At 63.8% G+C, this 24,008-nt stretch carries 20 protein-coding genes; 9 read left to right on the forward strand and 11 right to left on the reverse strand.

What is annotated here, in order from left to right:
• The first annotated feature begins 16 nt into the window (after positions 1 to 16).
• The 3 genes from AC5Y4T_RS23430 (at position 17) to AC5Y4T_RS23440 (ending at position 1,464) form a co-directional block, all read left to right on the forward strand.
• A complete protein-coding gene (locus AC5Y4T_RS23430) occupies positions 17 to 259 on the forward strand; it encodes a hypothetical protein (RefSeq protein ID WP_052955347.1) in 243 nt (80 codons plus the stop codon).
• 190 nt (positions 260 to 449) lie between these two features.
• The gene (locus AC5Y4T_RS23435) at positions 450 to 1,112 is read left to right on the forward strand and encodes a hypothetical protein (protein ID WP_499955679.1); all 663 of its coding nucleotides are present in this window, start codon (positions 450 to 452) and stop codon (positions 1,110 to 1,112) included.
• A gap of 13 nt (positions 1,113 to 1,125) precedes the next feature.
• Positions 1,126 to 1,464: a hypothetical protein gene (locus tag AC5Y4T_RS23440; RefSeq protein ID WP_047323890.1), complete on the forward strand. Its 339-nt coding sequence runs from the start codon at positions 1,126 to 1,128 to the stop codon at positions 1,462 to 1,464.
• A 613-nt stretch (positions 1,465 to 2,077) separates the two neighbouring features.
• On the opposite strand, the gene AC5Y4T_RS23445 is transcribed toward AC5Y4T_RS23440, so the two are convergent.
• Positions 2,078 to 3,106, reverse strand: coding sequence for a hypothetical protein (locus AC5Y4T_RS23445; RefSeq protein WP_499955681.1), 1,029 nt, complete (start codon positions 3,104 to 3,106; stop codon positions 2,078 to 2,080).
• A 231-nt stretch (positions 3,107 to 3,337) separates the two neighbouring features.
• Between AC5Y4T_RS23445 and AC5Y4T_RS23450 the strand changes: the two genes are divergently transcribed.
• Positions 3,338 to 3,859 (forward strand): uracil-DNA glycosylase family protein, encoded by a 522-nt coding sequence (locus AC5Y4T_RS23450; RefSeq protein ID WP_499955683.1) that lies wholly within the window; start codon positions 3,338 to 3,340, stop codon positions 3,857 to 3,859.
• Between the two features lie 55 nt (positions 3,860 to 3,914).
• Here the strand turns inward: AC5Y4T_RS23450 and AC5Y4T_RS23455 are convergent, their stop codons facing one another.
• The 3 genes from AC5Y4T_RS23455 to AC5Y4T_RS23465 form a co-directional block, all read right to left on the reverse strand.
• Positions 3,915 to 4,736, reverse strand: a complete 822-nt coding sequence (locus AC5Y4T_RS23455) for a hypothetical protein (protein ID WP_499955685.1) — start codon at positions 4,734 to 4,736, stop codon at positions 3,915 to 3,917.
• Between the two features lie 322 nt (positions 4,737 to 5,058).
• On the reverse strand, positions 5,059 to 5,547 hold the full coding sequence (locus AC5Y4T_RS23460; protein WP_499955687.1) for a hypothetical protein: 489 nt from the start codon (positions 5,545 to 5,547) through the stop codon (positions 5,059 to 5,061).
• 170 nt (positions 5,548 to 5,717) lie between these two features.
• On the reverse strand, positions 5,718 to 5,855 hold the full coding sequence (locus AC5Y4T_RS23465) for a hypothetical protein (protein WP_167380249.1): 138 nt from the start codon (positions 5,853 to 5,855) through the stop codon (positions 5,718 to 5,720).
• A gap of 198 nt (positions 5,856 to 6,053) precedes the next feature.
• Here AC5Y4T_RS23465 and AC5Y4T_RS23470 point away from each other — a divergent pair, with 198 nt between their 5' ends.
• Positions 6,054 to 6,590 (forward strand): hypothetical protein, encoded by a 537-nt coding sequence (locus AC5Y4T_RS23470; RefSeq protein ID WP_047323913.1) that lies wholly within the window; start codon positions 6,054 to 6,056, stop codon positions 6,588 to 6,590.
• A gap of 197 nt (positions 6,591 to 6,787) precedes the next feature.
• On the opposite strand, the gene AC5Y4T_RS23475 is transcribed toward AC5Y4T_RS23470, so the two are convergent.
• The 3 genes from AC5Y4T_RS23475 to AC5Y4T_RS23485 form a co-directional block, all read right to left on the reverse strand.
• On the reverse strand, positions 6,788 to 7,567 hold the full coding sequence (locus tag AC5Y4T_RS23475) for an SseB family protein (protein ID WP_047323895.1): 780 nt from the start codon (positions 7,565 to 7,567) through the stop codon (positions 6,788 to 6,790).
• Positions 7,568 to 7,793: 226 nt separating this feature from the next.
• Positions 7,794 to 8,033, reverse strand: a complete 240-nt coding sequence (locus AC5Y4T_RS23480) for a hypothetical protein (protein ID WP_047323896.1) — start codon at positions 8,031 to 8,033, stop codon at positions 7,794 to 7,796.
• Positions 8,034 to 8,220: 187 nt separating this feature from the next.
• Positions 8,221 to 9,729, reverse strand: a complete 1,509-nt coding sequence (locus AC5Y4T_RS23485; RefSeq protein WP_499955690.1) for an AlbA family DNA-binding domain-containing protein — start codon at positions 9,727 to 9,729, stop codon at positions 8,221 to 8,223.
• A gap of 231 nt (positions 9,730 to 9,960) precedes the next feature.
• Between AC5Y4T_RS23485 and AC5Y4T_RS23490 the strand changes: the two genes are divergently transcribed.
• Positions 9,961 to 10,425: a DUF1877 family protein gene (locus AC5Y4T_RS23490; protein WP_499955712.1), complete on the forward strand. Its 465-nt coding sequence runs from the start codon at positions 9,961 to 9,963 to the stop codon at positions 10,423 to 10,425.
• A gap of 379 nt (positions 10,426 to 10,804) precedes the next feature.
• Here AC5Y4T_RS23490 and AC5Y4T_RS23495 read toward each other — a convergent pair whose 3' ends face one another.
• Complete coding sequence (locus AC5Y4T_RS23495) at positions 10,805 to 11,605, reverse strand: hypothetical protein (protein WP_499955692.1); 801 nt, start codon at positions 11,603 to 11,605, stop codon at positions 10,805 to 10,807.
• Between the two features lie 102 nt (positions 11,606 to 11,707).
• Positions 11,708 to 12,346, reverse strand: coding sequence for a DUF6308 family protein (locus tag AC5Y4T_RS23500; protein WP_085292633.1), 639 nt, complete (start codon positions 12,344 to 12,346; stop codon positions 11,708 to 11,710).
• Between the two features lie 526 nt (positions 12,347 to 12,872).
• Here AC5Y4T_RS23500 and AC5Y4T_RS23505 point away from each other — a divergent pair.
• From AC5Y4T_RS23505 to AC5Y4T_RS23515, 3 genes are read left to right on the forward strand one after another with little or no spacing between them, the layout of a single operon-like run.
• Complete coding sequence (locus AC5Y4T_RS23505; RefSeq protein WP_499955694.1) at positions 12,873 to 16,079, forward strand: helicase-related protein; 3,207 nt, start codon at positions 12,873 to 12,875, stop codon at positions 16,077 to 16,079.
• Positions 16,076 to 18,811 carry a DUF1156 domain-containing protein gene (locus AC5Y4T_RS23510; protein WP_499955696.1) on the forward strand — a complete coding sequence of 912 codons (2,736 nt, stop codon included), beginning with the start codon at positions 16,076 to 16,078 and terminating at the stop codon, positions 18,809 to 18,811. The genes AC5Y4T_RS23505 and AC5Y4T_RS23510 overlap by 4 nt, the downstream gene beginning before the upstream one ends.
• Before the next feature lie 41 nt (positions 18,812 to 18,852).
• Entirely contained in the window at positions 18,853 to 21,852 is a 3,000-nt protein-coding gene (locus AC5Y4T_RS23515; RefSeq protein WP_499955698.1) for a DUF499 family protein, read from the forward strand.
• A gap of 184 nt (positions 21,853 to 22,036) precedes the next feature.
• Here the strand turns inward: AC5Y4T_RS23515 and AC5Y4T_RS23520 are convergent, their stop codons facing one another.
• Both AC5Y4T_RS23520 and AC5Y4T_RS23525 read right to left on the reverse strand, forming a co-directional pair.
• Positions 22,037 to 22,798 (reverse strand): SDR family oxidoreductase, encoded by a 762-nt coding sequence (locus AC5Y4T_RS23520; protein ID WP_499955713.1) that lies wholly within the window; start codon positions 22,796 to 22,798, stop codon positions 22,037 to 22,039.
• Positions 22,799 to 22,865: 67 nt separating this feature from the next.
• Positions 22,866 to 23,834, reverse strand: a complete 969-nt coding sequence (locus AC5Y4T_RS23525; protein WP_499955700.1) for a maleylpyruvate isomerase N-terminal domain-containing protein — start codon at positions 23,832 to 23,834, stop codon at positions 22,866 to 22,868.
• Positions 23,835 to 24,008: the final 174 nt, after the last annotated feature.

Consider the following 24,008-nt stretch of genomic DNA (forward strand, 5'->3'; position numbering starts at 1 on the left):
GGCCGATAATGACGCAATGAGCGATGATGGCGCCGATCTGCACGTTCGACAGAACCCAAGCAAGCGGACTGGCGACGTGCAGATCGCTGACTTCACTCTGCTGGTACGGGTACCCAGCCAGCCCGCCGCCGTGCGCGCTTACACCGACGCCGAGTCCGATGAAGCCGCTCACTATGCGGCCGACGTCGGGGGAGTGGTTGTACCGCTTCCACTTCCACCGCCCGACGGCGGCTTTGTTGACTCGCCGCTAAGGCAGTAACTGAAGGGAATCTCAGTGCTTAGCCCGGCTCGCACCCTTCCTCCCGCCTGGATGGTTATGTCAGGTCGGTGCGCCGGGAGGAGGGCCGCGTCTGCCCAGCACATGATGCACGACATCTGCGTCGAGCTGGCACGGAGCTTGGTGGGTTTGGGCGTGGCATTGTCGACAGAGCTCCGGCTAATTTTGAGGGGTGAGTGTTGCGGCGTTTGTGGCTGGTGTGGACCGGCTGCTGACCCGTGCGCATGACTTGTATCCGGCCGGCGGTGAGGGCGGCAAGTTGCCTGCTTCTGCTGATGGCGGGTCGGTGCCTGCATCGTCGAAGGGTGTGAGCGGGCTGCGCGGTGGTGTGACCCGGGTGGCTGGCGCATATCAGCGAGCCCGAACCGCTGCTGCAGGCTTGGATGAGGAGTTGACGCAGACCGCTGCGCAGGGTGGTGTGATCGGCGAGCAGGGCCGAGTGGCCTCGGGGTTGATTCGTGATCAGGCCCGCGCGGTAGGGGCTCAGGCCGCTACGTTAGGTCGGTCGCCGGCGGGGGCCCAGCTGATCATGGCGGCGATGAACCAGCATCTGTCGGCGATGCAGGGCCAACTGCAGGCGACGAAAACCCAATATCAGGGGGTGTCGGCGACGCTGCGTCAGCTCGCCGCTGGGTATCAGACCCTATCGAGCGATGCACCGAAGTCACATGATGACGCGAGTGGCGACGACGGTACCGGCCCAACACCACCAACCGGCATCGTGTGGTGCCTACCTCGGCCGAGCGGCGGCTTCACCTGCCGCGAACTGCTCCCCGATGGAACCATTGCCATCTTCTCGTCCCCGACCGATATCAGCGGCCACTGGCCAGACTGATTGGAGAAACCCCATGGATAGCGGCACGCCAGAGTATGTAGTGGTCGTTCGGCCGCGAGTTGAGCGGCAAAACGATCAGTCGTGGAAGGCCTGGTATCCGAAGTCGGATTGGCACGTGATAGCCGACACTGAAGATGGCGCCAGGCTGAAACTTCGCGATGAATTCGAGCGTCGGCTCAATGCCGGTGAGCTGGACACCGAGCCCAACGAGTCGCTGCTGGCACACCACCTGGCGGATCCGATTCCTGGGGTCTATGCCATCGACCGCGACGTCTACATGCGTATGCGCACCGGGCCCAACTTTCGCCGCGACCTTGATGCACTTATCGGCCAGATCGAGACGGAGCGCTAGCTGAATGCGACGGCCCACGACCGGGACGTCCATGCCGAGGCAACCACTTCGACACTGAACGCTCACTCATGTCGGCGTTGTGGGCCGTTTGCCAGTTCGCTCCGGAAAGCGGGGAAGTTTTCTCTCACCTTTCGCTGTGGGCAAGGGCTGGTGGTGGGCCCACCGAAAAGTTGGGCGTCTAGGGCCGCGACCAGCCCGGGCCCCGTGGTCTGGCGTCCTCGTTTGCTGTGTCTCGGCGCGCGAGGTTGAAGGCCCCACAACAGTCGGTATAAGCGCGGTGGACTGAGCCGGGAGGCCGCCAGAATCCGGTCAAACAGGATCCACCAGGGGCCTAACGGCGGAAGTTCCGATCCGATCGGTCCGAGGCGGCGCTCTTTCTGACCCTCCACATTTCTGATTGTAGGTGGCTTAGGGCCATGAAACCCGTGGCAAAATTGCTCCCAGTACGCCCCGGGCGCCGAGCCCGGAGGAACTCGTCGCCAAACGCTGCCATCGCTTGAACTTTCATCAACCGAATGCACACGGACGCAAGGATTTCGACGTCCTCGTACGGACGTCGCTCGAATGCCACGCGCATACTCGGTGCGTTCGCCTTGCCCGCGGCGTCAAGAGCTCAGCGCGGCCGGCATGCAGCGGTCAAGGAACGTTCTTGGTCGATGATGGCGAGCATGTCCTGCCCGTAGGCGCTCTGTAAGTCGATAACCGGGCGCGGCGGCGGGGAGGTACGGGCTTGGGCGACAAGGGAAACCGCATCGCTGGCGCGATCGGCCATCGCACGCAGGTGAGGCTCGATGTCGGGAGCTGAGACCTGGGCGGCGAAGTGGGAGAGCTGCTCGGCCCAATGTTGGTAGGCGCGTAAATCGGGGCCGCCGGTCACTATGAGCTGCAGATTGGTCAGATCGGAATTGTCGGCTAAGAAGCTGACCGCGGCGTCGGCGGCGCGGCAGTCTCGGCGTGGATGATTCGCCAATCGGGTGAAGCCGATGCTCGCCACGCCCACTACGACGACGAACAAAACGATTTGCCAGCTGGTGCGCCGCGGTAGGGGTGGGGGCGCGATGTCGTCGGCGTTGATTTCGGGGGAGCGGTCGGCGGCCGCGAGTAGCTGCGCCAGGTGGGTGTTGAGCTTTGTGCGCACACGCTCGCGGCGCACCGTCTGCGCGGCGAACAGCGCGGCCATCAACAGCCACAGGGTGCCGCGGCGCGGGTCACTGAGGAAGACGGAAACGATCCCGACAACAGCAAGGAGGGCCGCCGAGATCAGTTGCGTGGTTCGGCCGCGGCTGGCCCGCTGGTAATAGGCTTCAACGACAGCGCCGCAGCGGATCGCGCCGGCCAACACCCGATGACGGGCCGGCAGAGCACCTTCACGTAATGCCCGAACCGCCTCGGCACGCTCGGCCTGATTCAGTCCCCGCAGCGCTTCGGTGTACGCCGCACGGGCGGGACGCTGGCCCAGGGCTGACGCCGCTCCGGCCGCCGCGCTGAAGCCCACCAGGGCCAGGGCAAGCACGATTGGTGCGGCTCGCTCGAAAGGGTGTGTGACATACACACACCAGAACACAAGCAGCATGGCCCCGATGAAAACCGAGTCGGCCAGCCAGCGGATCCACCAGGGCTGCTGGAAAAAACGTACCCGCACGGCGGACCAGTCTGCCGCACCCGGTCAGCGTCGGTCGGTGAACATTCCGATTTCCTGCCTGGGAGGGTGCGCGGTGGGTAGCGTCGCGCCAGTGGTGGTTGCGATTGAGGTTGATGGGGACCGGTGGGTGCGGTGACAGCGGATGCCCGGCAGCGGCAGAAGGCCGCACTCGATCGAAGGATCAAGGCGTGCCGCAAATGCGTTGACCCGGACCGTTTGAATGAGCCAGGCGTGACCGAATCGGCACCGGGTTTTGGCTCGGTCGATTCGCCGGTGGCGATCGTGGGGGAGGCACTGTGCCGGGGCTGCATGAAGGCGCAAGAGCCGTTCCTCGGAGGTAGTGGTCGCATCCTGGATCGCTGTTATCAGCGCGCAGGCATCGCCAAGGCCGATTTGTTCATTACGAACTCACTGCATTGTCATCCGCCCGGGAATCGCGATCCGCGTCCGCACGAGAGCGCGAACTGCTTGCCGTTCTTGCAGAGCGAGCTGCGAGATATTGTGCGTCCGCGGCTGGTGATCGGCGTCGGCAAGTTCGCGAAAGCGGCGCTGGTGCAGGTATATCCGGAGGCGCGGGAGCTGAATTGGCCTTTCCGGGTGCCGCGGGCCCGCCGTGACGATCACCCTGGGGAGCCGTGTCTGTTGTTTCCTCCGCACCCGTATCACATCATGACCCGCGACCGTCTCGTTCGCGAGCAGTATGTGCATTCGCTGGCGCGTGCGATCGCGTGGGGATTCGACTCGGCGCCATAACTCCGGCGAGGCTCAGCCGAAACAGCCACAGGCGCGGGGGCGGGGCAGGGCAGTATCAACAGGCGGTGAAGGCGCTTTGCAGTTGCCGCTGCAGTGCGGCTGCCTCCGCGGTCTGATTGCCCTGAGGGGCTTGGGATTTGGGGGCCCCTGTGTCTTGGGGGCAGCTCGGCACCGTCAGCGAGCCGGTGAACTGGTGAAAATTGTCAGGCTCGACCATGAGGTGCCACTCCAGTTGCAACGGTTGCTGTTTGGTTGGCGCCACCGTGGAGATTACTGATTTGAGGTCACCGTAGGCCCGGGCAGTGTCGGTGATGTATGCCGATAGTTCGGTGATCTTCGCGCTGTCGATGCGAACGTAATAGACCGGCAGCACCAGCCGCGACAGCAACGCATCGATCGCTGCGCGCTGCTCGCCGCTGATCGGAACGCCGACTTCCCAAGTCGGGTACTTCGTCGGTTCGGCGGAACGGATATAGACGGTCATCGGTTCGGGCTTGACGGCCGCCAACGCTGCGGTCAAGACGTCGCTGGTGTGTTCGACATCCCATACCTCGAGCCGCGAACTAGTACCGTCACGCGACCATTGGATTGCCGAGCGCGGGACGCGGGTCCTCAGTTCGCGCAAGCGGTGTGTGTCGTCGACGATCTGGGCGGGGTCGAGCTGCGCGCCGCGTATCACCTCAAGTTCATCGCCGACGACGAAATCACAGGACTGACGGTAGCCGTCGAAATCGCTGCCTTTGATGCTGGTGATGCGCGAGGCGACCGCGGCGATCTGGTCCTCGCTTGCCTTAGGCATCGTGACCACCAATTTCAGTTCCGCGCCGTTCTCAAAATCGTTGATATAGCCGGGGTTAACGCTGTCGACCCCAGGCATCTTCGCTATCTCAGCCTGAAGGTGGCGGGCCTCGGAGCTACGATCCAGGGCAGCGCACGCACCAGTCGCCGCCACCACACACGCCACAGCCGGCAGGCACAACCGCCACAGCCGGCGCCGGCTCATCAGCCGTAGCGCGGCGCTACTCGAACAGCCCGTCACCCTCACCATTATCGGCGACGAGCGGAGCTCCTTGCGTCGTCGCGCGCTCGCGCCCAGCAGGGGTAGGGGAGCGGGGTGTCGGCCTCCCGCCGGCCGCTTCACACATCGCATCGCCTCGTCACTCGGCGCAGTAGAGAGGCGCGAGTGGCTGGCGGCGCGCTCAGGTCGGGCAGGCGCGTGCCAGCGTGGCCAATTCGTCGCCGAACTCGCGGTTAACCTGGCCTGCCGCCTTCGCCGATGGTGGCAGTTGCGGTTTCAAGGGATCTTGTTTGTCCAGTTCGGCGTTCATCTGGTTGGCATCTTTCATGAATTCGCGCGCCAGCGCCGCGGCTCGTTGCGCGTGCGCCGACAGCTCGGGTGCGGTCACCTGGCCGGCGTGCTGCTGCAGACCGTCGAGCCAGGCCTGGTAGTCGCCGGCAGCCGGTACCACGTCTGGTTCGTACGAGCCGGGCGGCGCGAACCGCGTCTTGGCTTTCAGCGAGGCCTGCGTATCGCGGTTGAACTCGATGAATTGCCGCACACTCCAACACGGTTGTGCCCGCTCATCGATGCGCCACGCGACGACCCCGCCTGCGGCCGCCGCAGCCACGCACACCAGCGCCAGCAACCCTCGAGCGATCCTGCGTCTACGGACACTGTTGGCGACCACGCGACCAACGTACTTGCTGATCACGCACAAGTCGGTGCGGTTAGCGCGTGTAGCTCGCGTGAACGACACCACGCAGTGCGTTTTGGCAGGGGAAATGTCCTAAGGTCGCCCGCGAGTCCGGGTCAGCACCACGTGCTTGCCTGCTTTAGCAGCGGTGTTGCGTTGTAGGTCTATTGCTGGTTGGTGCGGCGCCTGCCGGACCACGCCCGGTAACCCATCAACACCGCGAGGCCTCCGGTACTGATCAAGCCCAGCCACGTGCCGTGGATGACGTTTACCACGAACAGGATCAGGCATAGCGCAGCCATCACGGCGAAGAACACTGGGCTATATAGGCGGGTCCTTTTCACGCGCGTTCTCCCCTTCAGTGGCCTGCCTGGCGGTTGAGCATGCCAGTTCATTCATCCAGTCTGTGCTGTAGGCGTATATCACGGTAGGCATTTGTTGGCGTCCTCACCCATCAAAAAGCGTCCGTTCACCACCGGGGCGCAGGGATAATGGATGTCATGAATCGGATCGGCCAGGCGGTCGCGGGCTTGCTGGCCATGCTGGCCACGGTCCCGGCGGTCGCCGCGCAGGCTGCGCCGGCCGCCCCAGACTTCTCCTCCTACCCAAAGGCATCTGAGAGCGACTACACGGTGCGCCCCGGCCTGGCCTACTCAGTGCGCGGCTTCCGCACACCCAGCGGCCTGTACTGCACGTCATCCAATCACCGCATGATGTATGCGATGAACTGCACCGGGCCGTTCGCTAGCGCCCCTGGAGGAGCGAACACAGTGAGCCTGTTCGAATCAGGCACCGTCGTCAGCCCAATCAAGTTCACCAGCGTTGAAAACCCAAGCCCTGGCAGTAAGCCCGAGTTCGAAGGCCACCCGCTCAACCTGCTACCCAAGAACACCGCATACGCATTCGACGACGCAATCTGCGTATGGACCGACACGATTGCACTGGCCTGCCGAATCGGCTCAGGACAGACCTACACCGGGTTCATCGCCACATCTGATACCACGACCACCATCGGCAATCTGACAGACGGTGGATGACTGGCTGCGGTCGGTGCGCTACTTGTCGTCGATGACGTCGGCCAGGCACGGTAGCTGACCACAAGCATGGGCACCTTTGCAAACAACGTCGGGTCGCTCTTCCGGCCAGCTTTGGCGCCTACGCCCAGGTGTTTAACAGCCGTATCTCCGTAGCCCTGATTGCATTGGAGCACAGCTGATTTCACTCCCAACCGCGTTTATTCGCCGAGGAGCTCGGCCAACGAAACCCACAGGAACGGGCCGGCGGGGTTGATGACGATCCCGGTGTGCCCCTGTTCGCGGGCCATGTGCACCACCTGCTCGATCGTCAGCGATATGGCCGCGTCGGCAGGGTTGAAGGCCAGGACTTCCGGGGCGCTGGTGAAGGCGAAGATGCTCGTCGTGCCGTTCGGATGTGTGGTGATGCGAACACCCACTCCGCCGCGCGAATCATCGCCGGCCAGCACCATAGGGCCGTTGTCGCGCAGCACCTGCACCACGGCCTGCCTGTCGGCTTTCCCGTCGGTGTGGTCGGCTAGGGCCTGCTTGAGCCGCTCGTTGTTGCCGTTGCGCAACGCGAAATCAATCTCGGGGGCTGACAGGGCACATGTGGGCCCGGCCGGATCAATGTAGAGCCATGCGTTGCCCTGGCTTCGGGCCAGCTCCAGCGCCCCGATGGCCGGCTGAACCAGTGACGCGGTGGTCGCACCGGGCGGGTGCAGGCGGGCGATTTCCTCGTTGCGGGTGTAGCAGAACAGCGCCGAACCGCCATTGGGGCCAGTGCCGCCCCGGAATTGCAAGTGCGAGCCCGTGGCGAACGGTTCACCGGTCAATGCGTCAGAGCCGGTGATGTCCAACAGCACCTCCCCGTACATGCACAACCGCAGCACCTCAACCGCGCCGCGTTGGTTGGGCTGGGCGGCGAACGCTGCCACGGCTCGCCGCAGCACCACGTTGTCCACCAGTCTGGCGCGATCGGGGTAGCCTGCAGGTGTCATGTCGTGTGAAAGCCCCTGACCTATCTCGGATAACGACCAGCGATGGTTCCCCCGCCTCAGACGATATCGCCCCGCCGCCCGGCTTTCGGAGTTTTACCGCGCCGCCTCGAGGTAGTGACGAGCGCGGCGGTCTACACGTACGCCAGAAGCCGCAGTGAGCGGACTGGCGATGTGCAGATCGTTTACCTGACCGTGCTGGGGCGAGTGCCCAGCCCGCTCAGGTGTGTCACCAACCCATATCGCGGACCACTTCGGCCTGGGCTGCCGCGATCTCTTCGGCAGTTGCCGCGGTCACGTCCTCGTCGGCAGCCCATTCAAATCGGCTCAAAAGATCTGCCAGCGCCTGCTTTTGCGCCGGATGGGTGACCGGTACCGTGTTCAGATCAGTATGGGCCAGCCAGTCGGCCAAGACGATCGCGTCGGCACGCCACAGCCGCACGCTGACAGTGGGCACCTTCTCATCCATGACTGTTATCGTGCCACCGCCACGTCAGCGGTTGTGGCCAGCCGATGGGGACCGCGGAATCCGGAACAGTCTCAGCGCAGTTCGCGTATTCGGTCTGCGTCGCATGACTCAGGACGACTGGCCGTTTCGCCATCGAGCCAGCACGGGGCAGTCAGTGTCTATCGAAGGCATCCTCGCGACTAGCTGGTCAGAAAGATCCGCGGCGGAGCTGCGCCACAGTAGCCGTCCACACGGTGTCTGCGGCTTCCTGTAGCCGTTTCTTTGATCCCCCGAACAGACCGGCTTCTAGGGGTGGCCATTGGTCGCCCGCGCTTCGCGCGTCCATCAACATGTGCGCCACCTCGGTCTCCTCGAAGGGGTAGCTCTCGGCCGCGTGCTTGACGAACAGCCCCAGCCAGGGTTGGTCGAGGAGGCCTGGGTTACGTTGAGCCGCCAGATCGCTGACAACAAGGGCGAAAAGGAGCTCGGCGGCATCGAACAGCCGGATGTACTGGGAATCGGTGCGGTCGGGAAAGTACGACCGCAGCGCATCGAACAAGAAATCCGAGACTGGGTAGACCGGTCGGCGCGGAAGTCGACCCGCTGCGAGGTCCTCCAGCAGCTGTTTGGTGAGTGCGCCTGTCTGGGCGGCACGTAGGGCAAGTCCGAGATGCCGCTCGTGGCCGACAATCTCCCAGGGGCCAGCCTTATCGAGGACCGCCACCTTGCGGTTCGTGAAAAGGGACCAATCGACGGTGGCATCGACGGTCAGAGTGCGGACGGCGCGATAGTTCTCGTGTTCAACTGCCGCGATCGTGCCGGCGTACATCGTGAGCGTGGCTGGCAGCATTGCCAACGCTTCCAGCTGTTGGTTTCGGACACTCGTGATGAGCGAACCGCTCTGTTGGGCAAGCGGTCTCGGCTCGGCGAGCGCCGTGATGAGCTGTCGATATTCGACTTCAAGGAAAGCGCTTTCGACGCGACAGCCTTCGATGACGAGAGGAAGCAAAGGCGCTGCGGCCGTGCGGTAGCCATCAGCGATCTCGACGTATTGGATGATCTGCTCCGTCGGCACACGACTAGCGAAGCCGGGTGGGAATCGTTCAGGGTCGCTGCATGCGTCGATCACACCACGGGCGGCGCTGCGGAGCAGCCGGCCGGTCAAACGGTAGTTGCCGCTGCTGATTGCCTCGTCGAACGCGTCGCTGTCAGAGACCGGGGGGTCTTGCAGGAGCCGGTTCTGCAGTTCGTTGAGCTCTCGATGGGTTGCCGGCTCGGAGCCGGAAATGCCGCGGCGGAACACAGTTCCGGACTTGTAGCTCTCGTAGTCCTTGACCAGGGAGTGGATCCGGTCGCCGGGCTGCGGTGGTGCGACCGTGATGATCAGGACGTGTTGCCCGCGGAACTCGACGTAGTCGACGTCCCAGTGTGGTCCGTCGACGTAGGTTCGCAGCATCGCGGCGAGGTCGGCCGCGTCGTGTACCGCGACGCCGTCGAGCACGCCGTCAGGCGAAACGCCCACAACGAGGTACCCTTCGCCCCCGCACTCGCGGGCCGCGTTCACCGGGTCGCGATTGGCGAAAGCGATGATCGCTTTGGCGGCGCTGACCTTGTCCTTGGCCTTGGAGAAATCCAGGGTGCTTTTCCACTCCACCCAATGGGTCTCGGGTGTGGTAGTCGAGGAGGCGTGAAAAATCGCTTCGACGAGTTTGTCCAAGCGGTGGCTGCGTCGAAACGACGCTCTCGTATCTAGGTTGAGACCCATAGCGGTCGAGCATATTCCCGCCACCATGGTGCGTCGCGCAGTTGCGATCAACATCGTTCAGCGATGCGGTCGCCTCGCGCGAGAGTTGCCCGCATGTGTGATCGATTCTCAGGCGCAGCGTCCCGCCGTAGCTTTTACTCTTGATCAGAGGGGCAGACAGGTGGAAGGCCAAATAACGTGGGCATGACGGTGACTTTTACGAAGTTGACCAGCGCTGAGCTGGTCCAGGTGATCGATGACCCGGAACAGATCAGGGGCATTCTCTGGCGGCCGTTACCCGGCGACGGACCGAGCGGCTCGGTGGACAAAGCGATCGACGGCATCCAGTTCCTGCTGTCTGCCGCCGACGTGCCGATCAATCTCGCTCCCGAACGAATGCCCGGTGAGCCCATCCCCACCCAAGACGGTGAGATCTATTTCGGTTTATCGGCGGACCAAGTAGCCACCATTGCAGCGCAATTGGCCGCGACGCGATTCGACACACTGGCGCGATATTTCAGCCCCGAACGGATGAATCAGGAAGGTGTGCAGCCCACCCCGTGGGCAGCCGACGATCTTGACTACCTCAAGGAGAACTACCAGATATTGGTCTCCTTCTTTGTAGACGCAGCGAAAGGCGGTGGCTGCGCGCTGCTTTCCTGCGGCTAAGGCCGCAGAGTTATTGCGCAGGGGCTGCTCAACAATGAGCATCGAGATACCGACGAATCCCATCAGTGCGCCCCGAGGGCGACCGGCGGCCTTAGCCGGCGGGGAATCGGGGCTGGTGACCCGCGTGTGACCGGTCGTCCAGCTGGTCTGATTCATCTGATGAAACACCCTGGGGACTCACACTCAAAACGCACGGATTCAAAGTCGCTGCGGCAGTGTGAATTACAGTGCGCTCAAACCCACGGTAATGAATTGCGTGGGAGTACAGCATATTCCGCAATATCGCGGACTGTACTGGTAACTTGCCATATTCGATTCCCCAGTATTCCTGCTCGCGCGGCGGCTGACTATTTAGCTAGGGGTCCGCGCACAGCGCGCGTCACTCACACCGGGCGGGGCTGACCTGGCGGCGGCGGATGGTGAACAGCTCGCCGCTCAATTCTGACCATGGGCTCGTTGAGTCGGCTCGGATGATGAGTTCGCCTACGCGGCAATGTTCGTCCGCCGGACTGATTTGGATACCCCCGCGCGTCACGCGGATGGCCGGGCTCGAGATAAGCGGGCCCACCGGATGGTCGAGAGCGCGGCGAAGCTCGTCTGTCGTGATGCCAGGAAACTTCGGTGCGGCGGCGGACGCCAGCGCGTCCGTGTACCGGTCGTCGTGGAATGCCGCGATCGTTCCGTCGATGAGTTCTTCGCTGCACGAGACCGCGTTGTGGGGGCCATGTTTGGTGGCGTGCACGGTCAGGCGAAGTCCAAAGTTCGCCTGGATATCGAGATTGCGTTCGGACAAGGAGATCAGTCCGTTGGCGTTGGCCTCGCGCAGGGCATACCACGTGGGCCGCGCGGAACCATTGAGGGCTAATCGGCGGGGGATGCGCTGCCAGCGCGCGACCGTCTGGTCCGGCTGCCAGCGGGTCCACTCAGTGCCGACTGAATAGCGGTAGTAGTGCAGGTGACCGGCGATGAGATCGATGGGGATGGGAGGTGCTGGGGGAGCGGCTGGGCCGTGCTCAAAGCGCACCCAGGCCCACTTCGGCATGGACTCACGGAAATTGGTGAACAGACTATTTTCGGTGTCGGCGATGGCCGGATTCGTCGTGTCGTAGTAGCCGACGAAGGGGACGCCCGGCGAAATCGCCAGGTCAATCAATGCCTGTTTCAACTTGGCTTTGAGCATCTTCTGCCAATGATGCCGCTCCTCGCCGTCGTATTGGATGCGATACCCCGACCAGATCTCGACGGCAGTGTCGCTGGCATGAAGGACAAACGGTTCCATGAGTCAATGCCAGGTGAGCATGTCGAGCAGCCGCAAGTCTGTTATGCGGCTGAGGTTTGCGCCTAGGGTGCCCTCGTGGCCGAGCGCGGCGCGCAGCTGCGCGAGCGCCTCGGATTCGGTGTTGGTGATCAGATCGTCACGAATAGCAACCCAGTAGGCAGCTTTTTGATATTTCAGGCGGGGATAGCGTTCGACGGCTTGCTCGGCGTCCTGGCGGTAGACGTTGGTCACCTTGGAATCGAGGATCGGGTACGCCTTAGGCCGTTTGATGTGGAGCACTTTGCTGATCTTCGATCTTGCGACCCTGCTCGGTGCGTCCTTTTCGAAGTGCCGGTAGAAGGCCTCGAGCTGGTCGTAGAGGCCGTTTCGGATGTTCGGTTCCGCGCGTCGGAGATCGGCGTCGACTGGCGGCCACGGTGCGCTCGTCGCGCGTTCGACAAACCAAACGAGTTCCTTTTCTGATACCCGTGAATACACAGCATGGGTGCGGGCCACTTCGTCACGGGTAAGGGTCGTGGGGTCGCCGGGGCCCGGCAGGTCATAGCGGGTGATCGTCCGGCCTGGATAGTGCCGCAGCTCGTCGACGCATTTCCCAATGGAACGCTCCTGTCCAGCGATAACGATTGCGGCCGATGTCGACATGCGCTGACGATAACCGCTGCACCCCTTGGACATCGCACATAGCGGTGCTCAAGCGCTTACGTCGTCGGCGGCGCGTGCACCGGCGAGCAGTTGCAGTCGTGTCGATCCGCCCTACATGCGTGGGTGTGCTCACCAGTGAGGCGGCGCTGCCGATGCCCAGCTTGAGCAGCTGGTACTGCACCAGGAGCTCACCGCTGCACCGACCGACTGGATGCCGAGCTTCACCGCGGGAATCGTCATCGGTTCATCCTGTCAGCGGCGCCGGCGCGCCGACGTTCGGAGTCGAGTAGACCTCCTGGTCATGCGGCCCATCGTGTTGCGGTACCGGGGATGCTAGGTCGATGGATGGACACGCGTCTGTGCCGCTCCCTGCGGCTCCGCAGGCTCGTCTGGGTCGGGTGACAGAGTGGAGCGTGCAGAGGGTCGACGAAGACGGCGCGTGCACCCGTGCGTGATGAGCGCAGCAACTATCGTGCATGGGAGTCCTCCAGCGAGGGAGGCGGCACCCCAGGGGAGGTTGGTCGTGATGTTTGACCGCGGTCAACGGGTGCGAGTTCAGGCCGCTGGCATGCCAGAGTTCGCGACAATCCGCTACGCCATTCCCGGTGATTCCGACGGTTCCTGGGACTTGATCCTCGTGGACGACGATGACCGCCGACACGAGATCAACCTCGCCGCCGGCGACACCGCGACCGTGCGCAAGCTTGTCAGCGATGGGCACGGAGATTCGGCTCGGGTGCTGGCAGCGATGTGGACGCAGTGGATGGATGCTGCGGCAACTAACGCCGAGTCCAGCGCGATGGCGTCGATGCCGCTCAAGCCGTATGCCCATCAGACCACCGCGGTGTATGGAGCGATGCTGCCGCAACCTCAGCTGCGATTCTTGCTCGCCGACGAACCCGGCACGGGCAAGACCATCATGGCTGGCCTGTATCTACGTGAGATGCAGCGGCTCGGCTTGGTGAGGCGCGCGTTGATCGTTTGCCCCGCCAACTTGGCCTCGAAGTGGGTCGACGACTTCTCACGCCTACTCGGTGGTGGTCTGCGGCAGATCACCTCGGCGACGGTGCGTGAAGATGCGTTGAACTCCAACGACTTGTGGGTGGTCTCGCTCGAGTTGGCTGCGGTCAATCCGGCCGTTCAGGACGCGCTGCGACCCGACAAGGCTGGGTGGGACTTGGTGGTGTTCGACGAGGCGCACCGGTTGACTCCGACCGCGGCTGGGTTCCACCAGGTGGGTCGCCTGCTGGCCAAGAACACCCCGCGAGCGCTGTTGATGACCGCCACCCCGCACCGCGGCAAGGAATGGCTGTTCCGGCACCTGCTGCACTTGGTCGACCCTGCCATCTATCCCGATCCTGGCATCGATCCGAATGTCGCGCTGTCGGCACTTCGGCCAGGCCCTATCCACTTCCTTCGCAGAATGAAAGAGGATCTGGTCGACTACGACGGCAAGACGCGGCTGTTCAAGGGCCGCTCCGCCCACAACCACAGCGTCGCCCTCTCACAAGTCGAGTACGCCTACTACCAGGCCGCGCTGGACATGGTGGAGCAGTTCTTCCCCCAGTCGGCGCAACCCTTGGCCAGGATGGTGTACGGCAAGCGGGCCGCGTCAAGCCTGTATGCGTTGGCCGAAACGTTGCGGCGACGCTCCACCCACATGGGAGAGATGAGTGAGGCCGAGGCCGCTCTCATCGCCGAGAGTAGCGGCGACGGCGATGAGAGCGAAGTCGACGAGGCGAAGGTGATCCACACCGGATCAACGTCCACGCGCGCCGAGCGCACGGCGATCAAGGCCCTGGCCGACCGCATCGACGCCACCCTCTCCGATCCCGCGTGGCTGCCCTCGAAGTGGCGGCGCCTGACTGAAGACTGCCTTTCCAAGCACGCGATCCTTCCGGGCAACGGCGAACAGGCCGTGGTGTTCACCGAGTACGCCGATTCGGCGCAGTGGATCTCCGAGCGGCTCAGCGCCGAGGGCTACACAGCGAAGATGTACTCGGGCCGGCAGAGCAAGCCGGATCGCGATGAGGTCCGAAAAGCGTTCATGCGCGGCGACTTTCAAGTGATCGTCACCACCGACGCGGGCAACGAGGGTATCGACCTGCAGGCGGCGCACGTCCTGGTGAACTACGACATCCCGTGGTCGCTGGTGCGGCTAGAGCAACGTATGGGCCGCATCCACCGGGTGGGACAGCTCCGGGAGGTCTATCTGTACAACTTGGTGGCCACCGACACCCGTGAAGGGGAGACACTGCTGCGTCTGCTCGACAATTTCGTCACCGCGGCCAATGAGTTGCACGGGCAGATGTTCGACAGCCTCTCGGCGGTCGCCGAGATCACCGGCGTGGATTACGACCGTTGGTTGACTGACCTGTACGGCAACGACGAGGCCAAGAAGCAGACCGCGATCGACGCCGCTCGGGCGGTGCAAGCCCAGGAGCTGACCCGCGTCGCCCGCCAAGTTCGCGACAACGAGCGTCGGCTGGCCAGCCAGGTCGATGCCGTTGCAGCGCTGACACTGCTGCAACGAGACCTGTTCGCGCGCATTAATCCCGCGATTGTGGAGGCGTACCTCGATCGGCTCTCAACTGCCGGAGTGCTGCTGGCCGCGCCCACCGCGGCGGGGCCAGGGTTTCGCCGACTGTCATTGGTCGGACAGACCCTGCCGCCATCGCTAGGAGGTGGCACCGATGCGCACATCGCCACCAGCGGGGAGGCAATACGCGCCGCTGAAGAGAGCATCGACGTAGGTGACACCGTCACTTTGGGACCGGGAGAGCCGGCGTTCACCGATCTAATCGCCCTGGCCGACCGCGCACTGGCCGAGGACCTCTACCAATCGGGCGCGGCCGCTGATCCCAGCAGCCTGACGCCGTATGACCTGTACGCCTACGAAGCGACCATGACCGAGAGCGACGGCAAACGAGCAAGTGTGTGGGCGACGCTGGTGAAAGTCGATGACAGCGGCAACGCCCGTGCGGTGCGGTGGGAGACGTTGGCCAACCTGGTGCCAACCGAAATCTCCGGCACAGCAGCACATCCCGCCCGCGAGGGACGCGCCCACGAGGCGGCGCGGGCGGTCGCCGACACCACGGTGACAGAGCACCGGAAGGTGCGGACCGACTGGTTTGGGCAGGCGCGGCGGGATCTGAACAACCTCCCGTTGAATCTGACCGAAGGCATAGAGGACCGTGACACTCGAGTGGCCCTTCGCAAGCAGTTCCAGGTCCAGACGTCGGCGCGGATCGCGGAGTTGGAACGTCTCACCGACGTGCAGCTGACCGACCCGAAATTGGTGGGTCGGATCCGGGTGGTGGCAGCCGCCGACGCCAGCACGCAGGCCGAGATCGACGCCGAAATGGTGTCGATGAGTCACGTCCACCAGCTGTTGGTCGACGACGGCTGGGTCGTCGAAGACGTGCACACGGAGGGTCGCGGCTACGACCTGGAAGCTCGCCGTAACAACCAAATCCGTCACGTCGAGGTCAAGGGAGTGCTGGATAGCGCCGCCAGCAACGGGATTCGGATGACGGGTAACGAAGTGCTCATCGCCACCCAGCACCGCCGCAACTATTGGCTGTACGTCGTCGACCAGTGCGCAGATGGGGTCGGTCGGTTCTTCGGCGCCTACGAGGACCCCGCCACGTTGTTCTCCACCGACATGACCGGTGACGCTATCTTCCGTGTTCCGGGCAGCAGTCTGAAGAATGCACCGGGAAGCAACCTATGACCTGGATGATCGAACGGTGGTTCCCGTGCGCGGAGGTCAGCGCGTACAGTCAGTCCGGTTGGGGCAGTGGCAATTCCGAGGTCGGCATCATGACCTGGTTCGCCAAACGGCCCACCGCGCAGGCCAAGGCGGCCACGATATGCTCACTGCTGCCGTGGCCGGATGACCCCGCCGAACAGCATGACTTGCAGCAGCTGGTCCGCGACGCGATGGAGGGCCGCTTCGCCGCAGTCGACGCAGTGAACAAGAAAATTACTGCAAGCCACGCCTCGCCGGTCTCGACGCTGGATCCGTTCAGCGGCCGCGGCATGATCCCGCTGGAGACGGCTCGGCTGGGTCTTTCTGCCTATGCGATTGACTACAGCCCGGTGGCGGTGCTGGCATCGCGGCTGCTCACCGATTTCCCGTTTCGCAACTGGGAGGACGAGCCGGCACTTCCGTTCGACCAGACGCTGTTGGGAACGCGGGCGCGGCTCGTTGGTGACGTCGATGCGGTGTTCCGCGAGGTCTCCGCTCGGCACCAGGAGGCGCTCGCGCAGTTCTACCCCGAAGTAGGCGGCCGCCAAGCCTGGGGCTATCTGTGGGCGGTCACCATGCCGTGCCAGGAATGCTCGCGGCCATTCCCACTGATTGGCCGACTTAATTTGCGCCAGCCCAGCACTCGGCGAAACCGTAAGACCAAGACGACGTTCGAGGATCCCGGACAGGCTTACTACATCGAGACCGACAACGCTTCTGGCACCTGGTCGGTCGTGGTGCACGACGGTGAGCCGCAGCGTGCACCAACGCGCCAGGTGCCCCCTGGTCGCAGCAAGTACGACAGCAACGGCCGGCTGGCGGTCTGCCCCTTCTGCGGTCACGCGCACGACCGCCACCTGCAGATGCGCATCCTGGCCGAAGGTCACGGTGACGACGCGCCGCTGCTGGCAGCCGATCTCGATGCCGACGTCGGCAAGTCCTATCGTGCTTTAGATCCGGTCGAGTTGGACGCGATCGCCGCGGCTGGCGCTGCGGTCGGTGACCAGCCGCGGTTCGGGCCCTTCCTGGCCGCGGTGCCTGACGAGCAGATCCCAGCCGGCAATACCTGGACCGTACAGGCAACGGTGTACGGAACGCGCACCTACGGCCAGATGATGAATGCCCGCCAAACGTTGTCGTTCGTGACGCTGGCGCGCGTGATCGGCGACATCGGACGCGAGCTGGCCGGCAATGGCAACAGCGACGACTACGTGCGTGCACTGACGGGTTACTGCGCTGCCGCGATGGCGCGCAAGATTCGCCGCGCCACTCGCGGCTGCACGTTGGATCCGAAGCTGAACAAGGTCAACGACGTGTTCGCGACCGAATCGAGCCTGAACTTCTCTTTCGACTACTTCGAGGTCGGCTTGGCCGACGGACCCGGCAGCTGGGACTCCGTGGCCGGTGGCACGTTGAGCGCACTGGAGGCGACGATGCCGCCGTCCACCGGACGCCCGTGTGACGTGCGCAGAGGGTCGGCGGTCAGTCTGCCGTTCCGCGACCGCAGCATTTCCGCTGTCGTCACCGACCCGCCCTATGACGCGATGATCGACTACAGCGACGCCAGCGACTTGTTCTACGTGTGGATCAAACGGGCGCTGGCTGCCTCGTGGCCCGAGATTGGTTTCACCGCGCACGAACTGGGCGTGCAGGAGAAGCAAGAAGAGATCATCGTCAAGAAGGGCGGCACCAGCAACAACGATCATCGAAACCGCGAGCACTACGACACGTTGATCACCAAGGCGTTCGCCGAGGCTCAGCGGGTGGTCGCCGAGGACGGCATCGTGACGATCGTGTTCGGCCACGGCGAGCCCGAAGTATGGCAGCGGCTGCTGACCGCCATCGGCGATGCTGGTTTGGTGTTGACCGGCGCCTGGCCGGCTAAGACCGAACCCGGCGGAAAGGTGGGCTTCACCAACATCGTCACCACCTTGACGATGACGTGCCGACCCGCACCCGCAGGACGCTCCTCGGGACGAAAGGGTGCCGTCGAGGCCGAACTCAAGGCCGAGATCCGCCGCCGGTACCCGGAGTGGGAACGGTGGGGCCTGGCGCCGGCGGACATGTTGATGGCCGCCGCCGGTCCTGCAATGGAAGTCGTCGGCCGCTACAGCGAGGTCCTCGACGCACGCGGCAACCCGGTCGACATCTACACGTTCTTACCGCTGGCGCGCGCTGCAGTGCAGGAAGCCATGGCCGTCGAAATCAACCATCAGCCGCTGGACAGCTTCGACGCCCGAACTCGGTTCGCGCTGTGGTGGGTTCGTCTCTACGGACGCCAGGTGCAAGCCAAGTCCGAGTTACGTTGGCAGACCTTGGCATCCGCGCTGGAGATCACGCAAATCCGTGATCTGATCCGCGATTCGGGTAACGGTGTCCAGTTCGTCGACGCCGCCCGTTTTTCCACCAAGATCGACGCCGACTCGGCGGCCATCGACGTGGCGCTGGCACTAGCGCGGGTGTCAGAGGACGGACTCGACGCGATGGGTCAGGTGTTGGCAGACGCCGGCCGCGACGCCGACGACGTACATCTGTGGGCAGCGACCCAGTTCTTGGCCGACCGACTGCCCGACAACGATCCCGATGCCGTGGCCCTGACCCGAATGCTGCGCACCCGGACGGCTATCGGCGCAGCGGCCGGCACCGCAACCGCCACCGGAACCGCCGCGGCACTGCGACGGCAGGATGCCGACGACCAGCTCAAGCTCATGTGAGGACCGGACCCCTTCGTGACAGTGCAACCAGGAGGATCACCATGACGACCCCCGTGACGCCGTGGTGGAAGGCGCTCAAGATCCGCCAGGAGATCCTGTCGACATCCGGACAGATCGACGACGTCCAGATGTCGTTGTTCGCCGCGGTCCACGGTGCGGGCGCTACTCGGCCGCCCTACGCCGATGCTGGCTACTACGGAGACATCACGCACCCCACTGAGCGTTTGGTGGACTTGCTCACCGAGATCGCCATCCGCATCGGAGGGGGCGACGATTACCTGAAGGCCCGCGCCGTCACGCGTCTCGATCAAGGAATGGGTGGCGGCAAGTCGCACGCCTGCATCGGAGCGTTCCATCTGGCCGCGCATCCGGAGGCGCTGCTAGGCACGGAATTGGGCAAGCAGGTGGCTGCCCGCGCGAAGGCCAAGATCGCTCAGCCACTGGCTCAAGATCTGCGCGGTCCGCACGTCGTGGTTCTGCCGTGCGACAACATGACTCCGGGGGCCTCGGTTCAGGAATACGACGGGCCGGCGGTCAATCTCTACGAGCGGTTCCTATGGCGGCTGTTTTCAAAGGATTACTCGCTTTTCGAGCGATACCAACCATTTTGGAGTGACAAGCACAAGATCGCAGAGGCGATCCGGGCGGTGAACCGCCCGGTACTGATCATTGTCGACGAGGTGCTCGACTACATCGGCAACGGGTTGGACGGCGCGAACAAGCCCGACCTCGCTGCGCAGGACATGGCATTTCTGCGGGCGCTGCTCGATGTCGTCAACGACGTCCCCAACGTGGCAATGCTCATGGTGATGATCGCTTCCGACGCCGACCAGACCGCCCTGTCGAAAGCCGCACAGGAACGTCGCGACGACCTCAACCGCCTGCTCGAACGCAACGGCTTCCCTGCCGTGGTTACCGAGGTAGGCGACTTCGCCGACATCCTGCGGCGGCGTCTGTTCGACTCCGAGCCAGCCGCCGAGGTGGTGGCGGCCACCGCAGCCCAGTACGAGGCCGTGTTCACAGACAGGGGGTGGACCAAGAACGTTTGGGACACCATCGGAGCCACCTGGCGCGACCGCTGGACCGAAGAAGTCGTCGCCTGCTACCCGTTTCATCCGATGCTGATGGCGTTGGCCAAAGACGAGTGGAGCAAAGTCACCGGCTTCCAGCGAGTGCGATCGACGATCCGGATCTTCGCCGCAACGGTCTACGCGCAGCAGGAGCGCGGCAAGGCAGGAGAATGGGTGCCCACCCTCATCGGCCCTGGCGATTTCCCGCTGTCGGATTCCGCAGTGCGCGAGGCGATTCTGGGTAGCGGGCTCGTCGAGGACGAACGCACGATCGCCAACTATCGCAGCCTCGCCGAAATCGAGGTCGTCAACCACGCAGGCAACAGCGGCACCGCCCGCCGCCAAGACCTGAACCGGGAAGCGCTGTTGTGGAGTGAAGCAAACCCGCGGGCCGCCGAGCGGGCCGCCACCTTCATCTTCATGGCCAGCATTGTCGGAACTCTTCGTCCAGGCCGCGGCCGCGGCGCCAGCGCACCAGAAGTCAAAGCGGCCAGCAGCATTCCGAATGTCGCCTACACGATCACCGACGCCGACGCGGTGGTCGCAGAACTCGTTGACGTCGACCGCGGACTCAGTGCGCTCGACATCATCCCAGGCCAGGGGAACAACAAGCCAGCGCGCTATTTTCTCTCGACACGGCTCACGCACCGGATGCTGGTCAACAACATTCGCCGAACCATCACCGAGTCCGAGCGTGACGCCGTACTCGTCGAGTTCGCGCAAAAACTCGCCAGCACCGGCCCTTTCCGTGAACTCAGGTTCGTAGCCGCCGACGCCACACGCACCCCAGCAGAGGTGCTGTCCACTGCTGGCCTGGATACCGCATTTACCACCCGTCTGGTCGTGCTAGATCCCGCCCAGTTCAGTCTTCGCAACGGCGCCGAGGCCGCCACACTAGAAGCGTTGCACGCGGCCACGGGGTTGGCGCAGGGGCCAGAGCAATTGCCCGTGCAGTGGGCCAGCAGCGCGGTGTTCGCCGTGGTGAACACGCAGCGACGCAGCCTCGCGCGCAGCGTGGCCGCCGAGTACTTGGCTCGAAGCAAGGCGCTGGCCGCCCCCGAGGTACAGGCCGACGACGAATTGAAAGCCACCGGCACCAAGGAACTTACGGCGGCGAAGGAGCAACTCGAGAAAGCGTTGAAGCGGGCCTATCAACACGTGGCGTACGTCGCTCAGCCCGACCCCGACGGCGAACGCTATCTCGACCAACTCACCTTCGATGACGACACCCTCACCGCACTCAACGGCACCATCGTGTGGAAGGGCCTCGCTGATCGAGACAAGGTCTTCGACGCCGGCCAATTCGGCGCCCACGCGCTGCTGCATAACCTGCGCGAGCAGGATTACGGAAAGACCCTCTCCGACATCCGCGCCGCGTTCTACAGCGCTCCACGCCTGCCACTGCTCTACGAGAGCGACCGCGACCTCCAACAGGCCATCTACGACGCAGTGAGCCAAGGCCTGTTGCGCATCATCGATGCCGCCAGCACCGCCGTCGAAGTCACCACGCCCGGCCAGGTCAACCTGACCAGCACAGCACTGAGAATCGCAGCGCCCAGTCCCACACCCACCTCCGAAGGAGGCGGCGCCCCTACCCATGACGGCCAAGGGGAAACCCACACTGGCGACTCGGGATCGACAACAGCGGTCGGCACGGCTAGCAGCGGGGCAACGGCTACAGCAACTAGTACCGGATCCGGTGCAGCCGCCGCCGGCAGCGGTGGACAGGCCAGTCCCACGGCCGCCGCTGACCGGCAGGTGGCGTTCTCTTTCACCAGCAACCTGCTGGCAGGCGCGGAGACTGCCGACCGATTCGCCGCCGTGTTCCGGGCGTTCTACATGGCCCTCGACGAGCGGCAGATCAGCTATCTACAAGGCACACTGCAGCTCGTCGCCGACTCCTCTGTCATCGACCAAATTCAGCCGCTCCTTGACGATCTGGGCATCACGGCAGCCATCAAAGAGATCTGAGTCGTCCGCGAAGCGTATGGCGCAACTATCGCGGCTGTGCGAACGCCCACTTGAGTGCACGAGTGAAATGCATTGGCCCAGAGATGATAACGAATATAGCGTAGTTTACTGGTAACCCTCTGTATTCGATCTGCGCGTATTCCTCCCGTGCAGCAGGCCTAAGCCCCAGGACCAATCGGTGGGTTCATCTGCGGGTTCGATCATCGACCAGGGTGGGTAGCGGTGGCTGAAGGTAATCGGCTCCTCCGACGTAGACCGTGTCTTGGGCGGGTGCTGTACTGAGGGCCTCTGTGGCGATCGCGGATGCGAATTCGTCCAGGGTAGGGAGTGGGCCGAATGCGCGGCGCGCCTCGACGGCATCGGGGTCTCGCCGTTCAAGCAGTCGGACGATGATCGTTCCTTCGATCATGTCGCCGGAGACAACACTCAGCGAAACCCCTCGCTGTGCGAGGTCTGGGCGCATGGCACGAAGAGCGTCCTCGCCGGCTCGCTTACTTTCTGCGATCGGGATGTACTCGGCGGGTACCGGTTTGAGGCCGCGGAAGTGGGCTTGATGGCTGGTGACAAAGACGACGCGGCCGCCGGCGGGCATGAGCGGCAAGGCCCGGGTGAGCAGATGCACCGGGGCGTGACAATTGATGCGCATCGCATAACCGGGGTCGACGTCTCGCTCGAGCCCGCCCGAGGCGTTCAGGATCAGTGTGTTCAGGCGACCGAAGTCGTCACGCACGCACCGGATGACCTCAGCGCAGGCGTCCGCGTCGCAGATATCTAGACGTAAACACGATGCAGAGCCTCCGGCCGCGGTGATGCTTTGGACGAGATTGGTTGCACGGCGCTTCTTTTCGCGGTAGGTGATGATCACGTGAGCTTTCGCCATGGCTAAGTGGCGGGCCGTCGCGGCACCCACACCGCGCGATCCACCAGTGATCAACACAATCGGCATGTACGTCAACGGGGTAACTCCTACCTGGTTCGCGTCCGGCCTGGGACCGGACCTCAGCGATGGTCGGTTATTCGACCAGGTCGTCAGCGGGGGGACGTATGCCGTCGTGGGTGAAGGCGGGAAGCAGGTTTGTGAAGGCGGGCATCAGCTGTGTCGGATTGCCGTCCCAAGGGAGCGCAAGCAGTTGCGCGACGCTGCGCCGCCCGCCGAAGGCACGCAGTGCCTCGAAATCCGAGATGCTCAGAGCGACGCCACCGCGCGCCGCGTCCGGATCGCCGAGTTGTACGGATCCCATTGTGGGAGTGCACAACCGGAGCGCCGGCTGCTCAGCGTGTCGAATGAACTGGTCACCCATCGTTGTCACGAAGCTCAGGGCCGCCTTGAACGCGGGGTCACCGGTACGGAAACCCGGTTCACCTAACGCACCGCGGATATCGTGCTCATGGGTCACAGTGTCGAAAACGAGCTGGCAAACCGCTGCCTCAGATGCCAGATCGAGGTTCGCCGACACCGCGTCGAGCGATTGGCCCCACAGGTCGAGTAGGTCCTCGATGCCGTGTCTGTCCAGTTGCGCGACCTGCGCGTCAGCCCAAGGCCCGGTGCCCTTGTTCTCCAAGTTCAGCGAAATGATGTCCTGGGCCACCCCTGTCAGGTGTGCAGCCACCTGCCGGATGGTCCACCCGGGACACGCAGGGACCGCCAGCTCTGCAATGCCAGTACGACCGCGGAGCAGCGCATCAACACGTTCGCAGATGAGACGGTATGCCGCCACCGCGACACGGATCGGCACTAGTTCGGGCAGTTGCCCGCACGGCACGCTCAAAAGGTTCTTCTCCTCGCCAACGTCAGAACTCGGACTGCTGGAAGACGCTACACCAATATTAAGAAAAATAAGAGAACTATGTGGTAACGATAAGGGCGAGTTGGCTCGGGGTTGACGCCCCCGGCGGGGGAGTGGATTCGTGCGCTGCATAGCAACATTTGCCAGCCCCGTCCTGGCGAGCAGGCCTAGCGAGCTAGCAGCGGTCCCGCGCATCGCTGGGCGCCGCCAAAAGCGTTGCGGGAGAGACCGAGGACAGTCTGGCCTGCAGCGGTGACCTCGGTTAGCGCGGCCCGCTGCTCAGGCGGGTGAAAGCAGTTGAGACACAGGTGCAGTCGCCGTTTACTAGTGACTCTGCCTATTTGATCCGGCCGTATCCTGCCTACGAAA

This window comes from Mycobacterium sp. NGS11, assembly GCF_059813315.1.

Bases quoted from the DNA above. Each gene is read 5' to 3' on its own strand.
- AC5Y4T_RS23430 (WP_052955347.1), top strand. From the start codon at position 17: ATGAGCGATGATGGCGCCGATCTGCACGTTCGACAGAACCCAAGCAAG.
- AC5Y4T_RS23440 (WP_047323890.1), top strand. From the start codon at position 1,126: ATGGATAGCGGCACGCCAGAGTATGTAGTGGTCGTTCGGCCGCGAGTT.
- AC5Y4T_RS23455 (WP_499955685.1), bottom strand. From the start codon at position 4,736: ATGCCTGGGGTCGACAGCGTTAACCCCGGCTATATCAACGATTTTGAG.
- AC5Y4T_RS23465 (WP_167380249.1), bottom strand. From the start codon at position 5,855: ATGGCTGCGCTATGCCTGATCCTGTTCGTGGTAAACGTCATCCACGGC.
- AC5Y4T_RS23470 (WP_047323913.1), top strand. From the start codon at position 6,054: ATGAATCGGATCGGCCAGGCGGTCGCGGGCTTGCTGGCCATGCTGGCC.
- AC5Y4T_RS23475 (WP_047323895.1), bottom strand. From the start codon at position 7,567: ATGACACCTGCAGGCTACCCCGATCGCGCCAGACTGGTGGACAACGTG.
- AC5Y4T_RS23480 (WP_047323896.1), bottom strand. From the start codon at position 8,033: ATGGATGAGAAGGTGCCCACTGTCAGCGTGCGGCTGTGGCGTGCCGAC.
- AC5Y4T_RS23490 (WP_499955712.1), top strand. From the start codon at position 9,961: ATGACGGTGACTTTTACGAAGTTGACCAGCGCTGAGCTGGTCCAGGTG.
- AC5Y4T_RS23495 (WP_499955692.1), bottom strand. From the start codon at position 11,605: ATGCTCAAAGCCAAGTTGAAACAGGCATTGATTGACCTGGCGATTTCG.
- AC5Y4T_RS23500 (WP_085292633.1), bottom strand. From the start codon at position 12,346: ATGTCGACATCGGCCGCAATCGTTATCGCTGGACAGGAGCGTTCCATT.
- AC5Y4T_RS23505 (WP_499955694.1), top strand. From the start codon at position 12,873: ATGTTTGACCGCGGTCAACGGGTGCGAGTTCAGGCCGCTGGCATGCCA.
- AC5Y4T_RS23510 (WP_499955696.1), top strand. From the start codon at position 16,076: ATGACCTGGATGATCGAACGGTGGTTCCCGTGCGCGGAGGTCAGCGCG.
- AC5Y4T_RS23515 (WP_499955698.1), top strand. From the start codon at position 18,853: ATGACGACCCCCGTGACGCCGTGGTGGAAGGCGCTCAAGATCCGCCAG.
- AC5Y4T_RS23520 (WP_499955713.1), bottom strand. From the start codon at position 22,798: ATGCCGATTGTGTTGATCACTGGTGGATCGCGCGGTGTGGGTGCCGCG.
- AC5Y4T_RS23525 (WP_499955700.1), bottom strand. From the start codon at position 23,834: ATGCGCGGGACCGCTGCTAGCTCGCTAGGCCTGCTCGCCAGGACGGGG.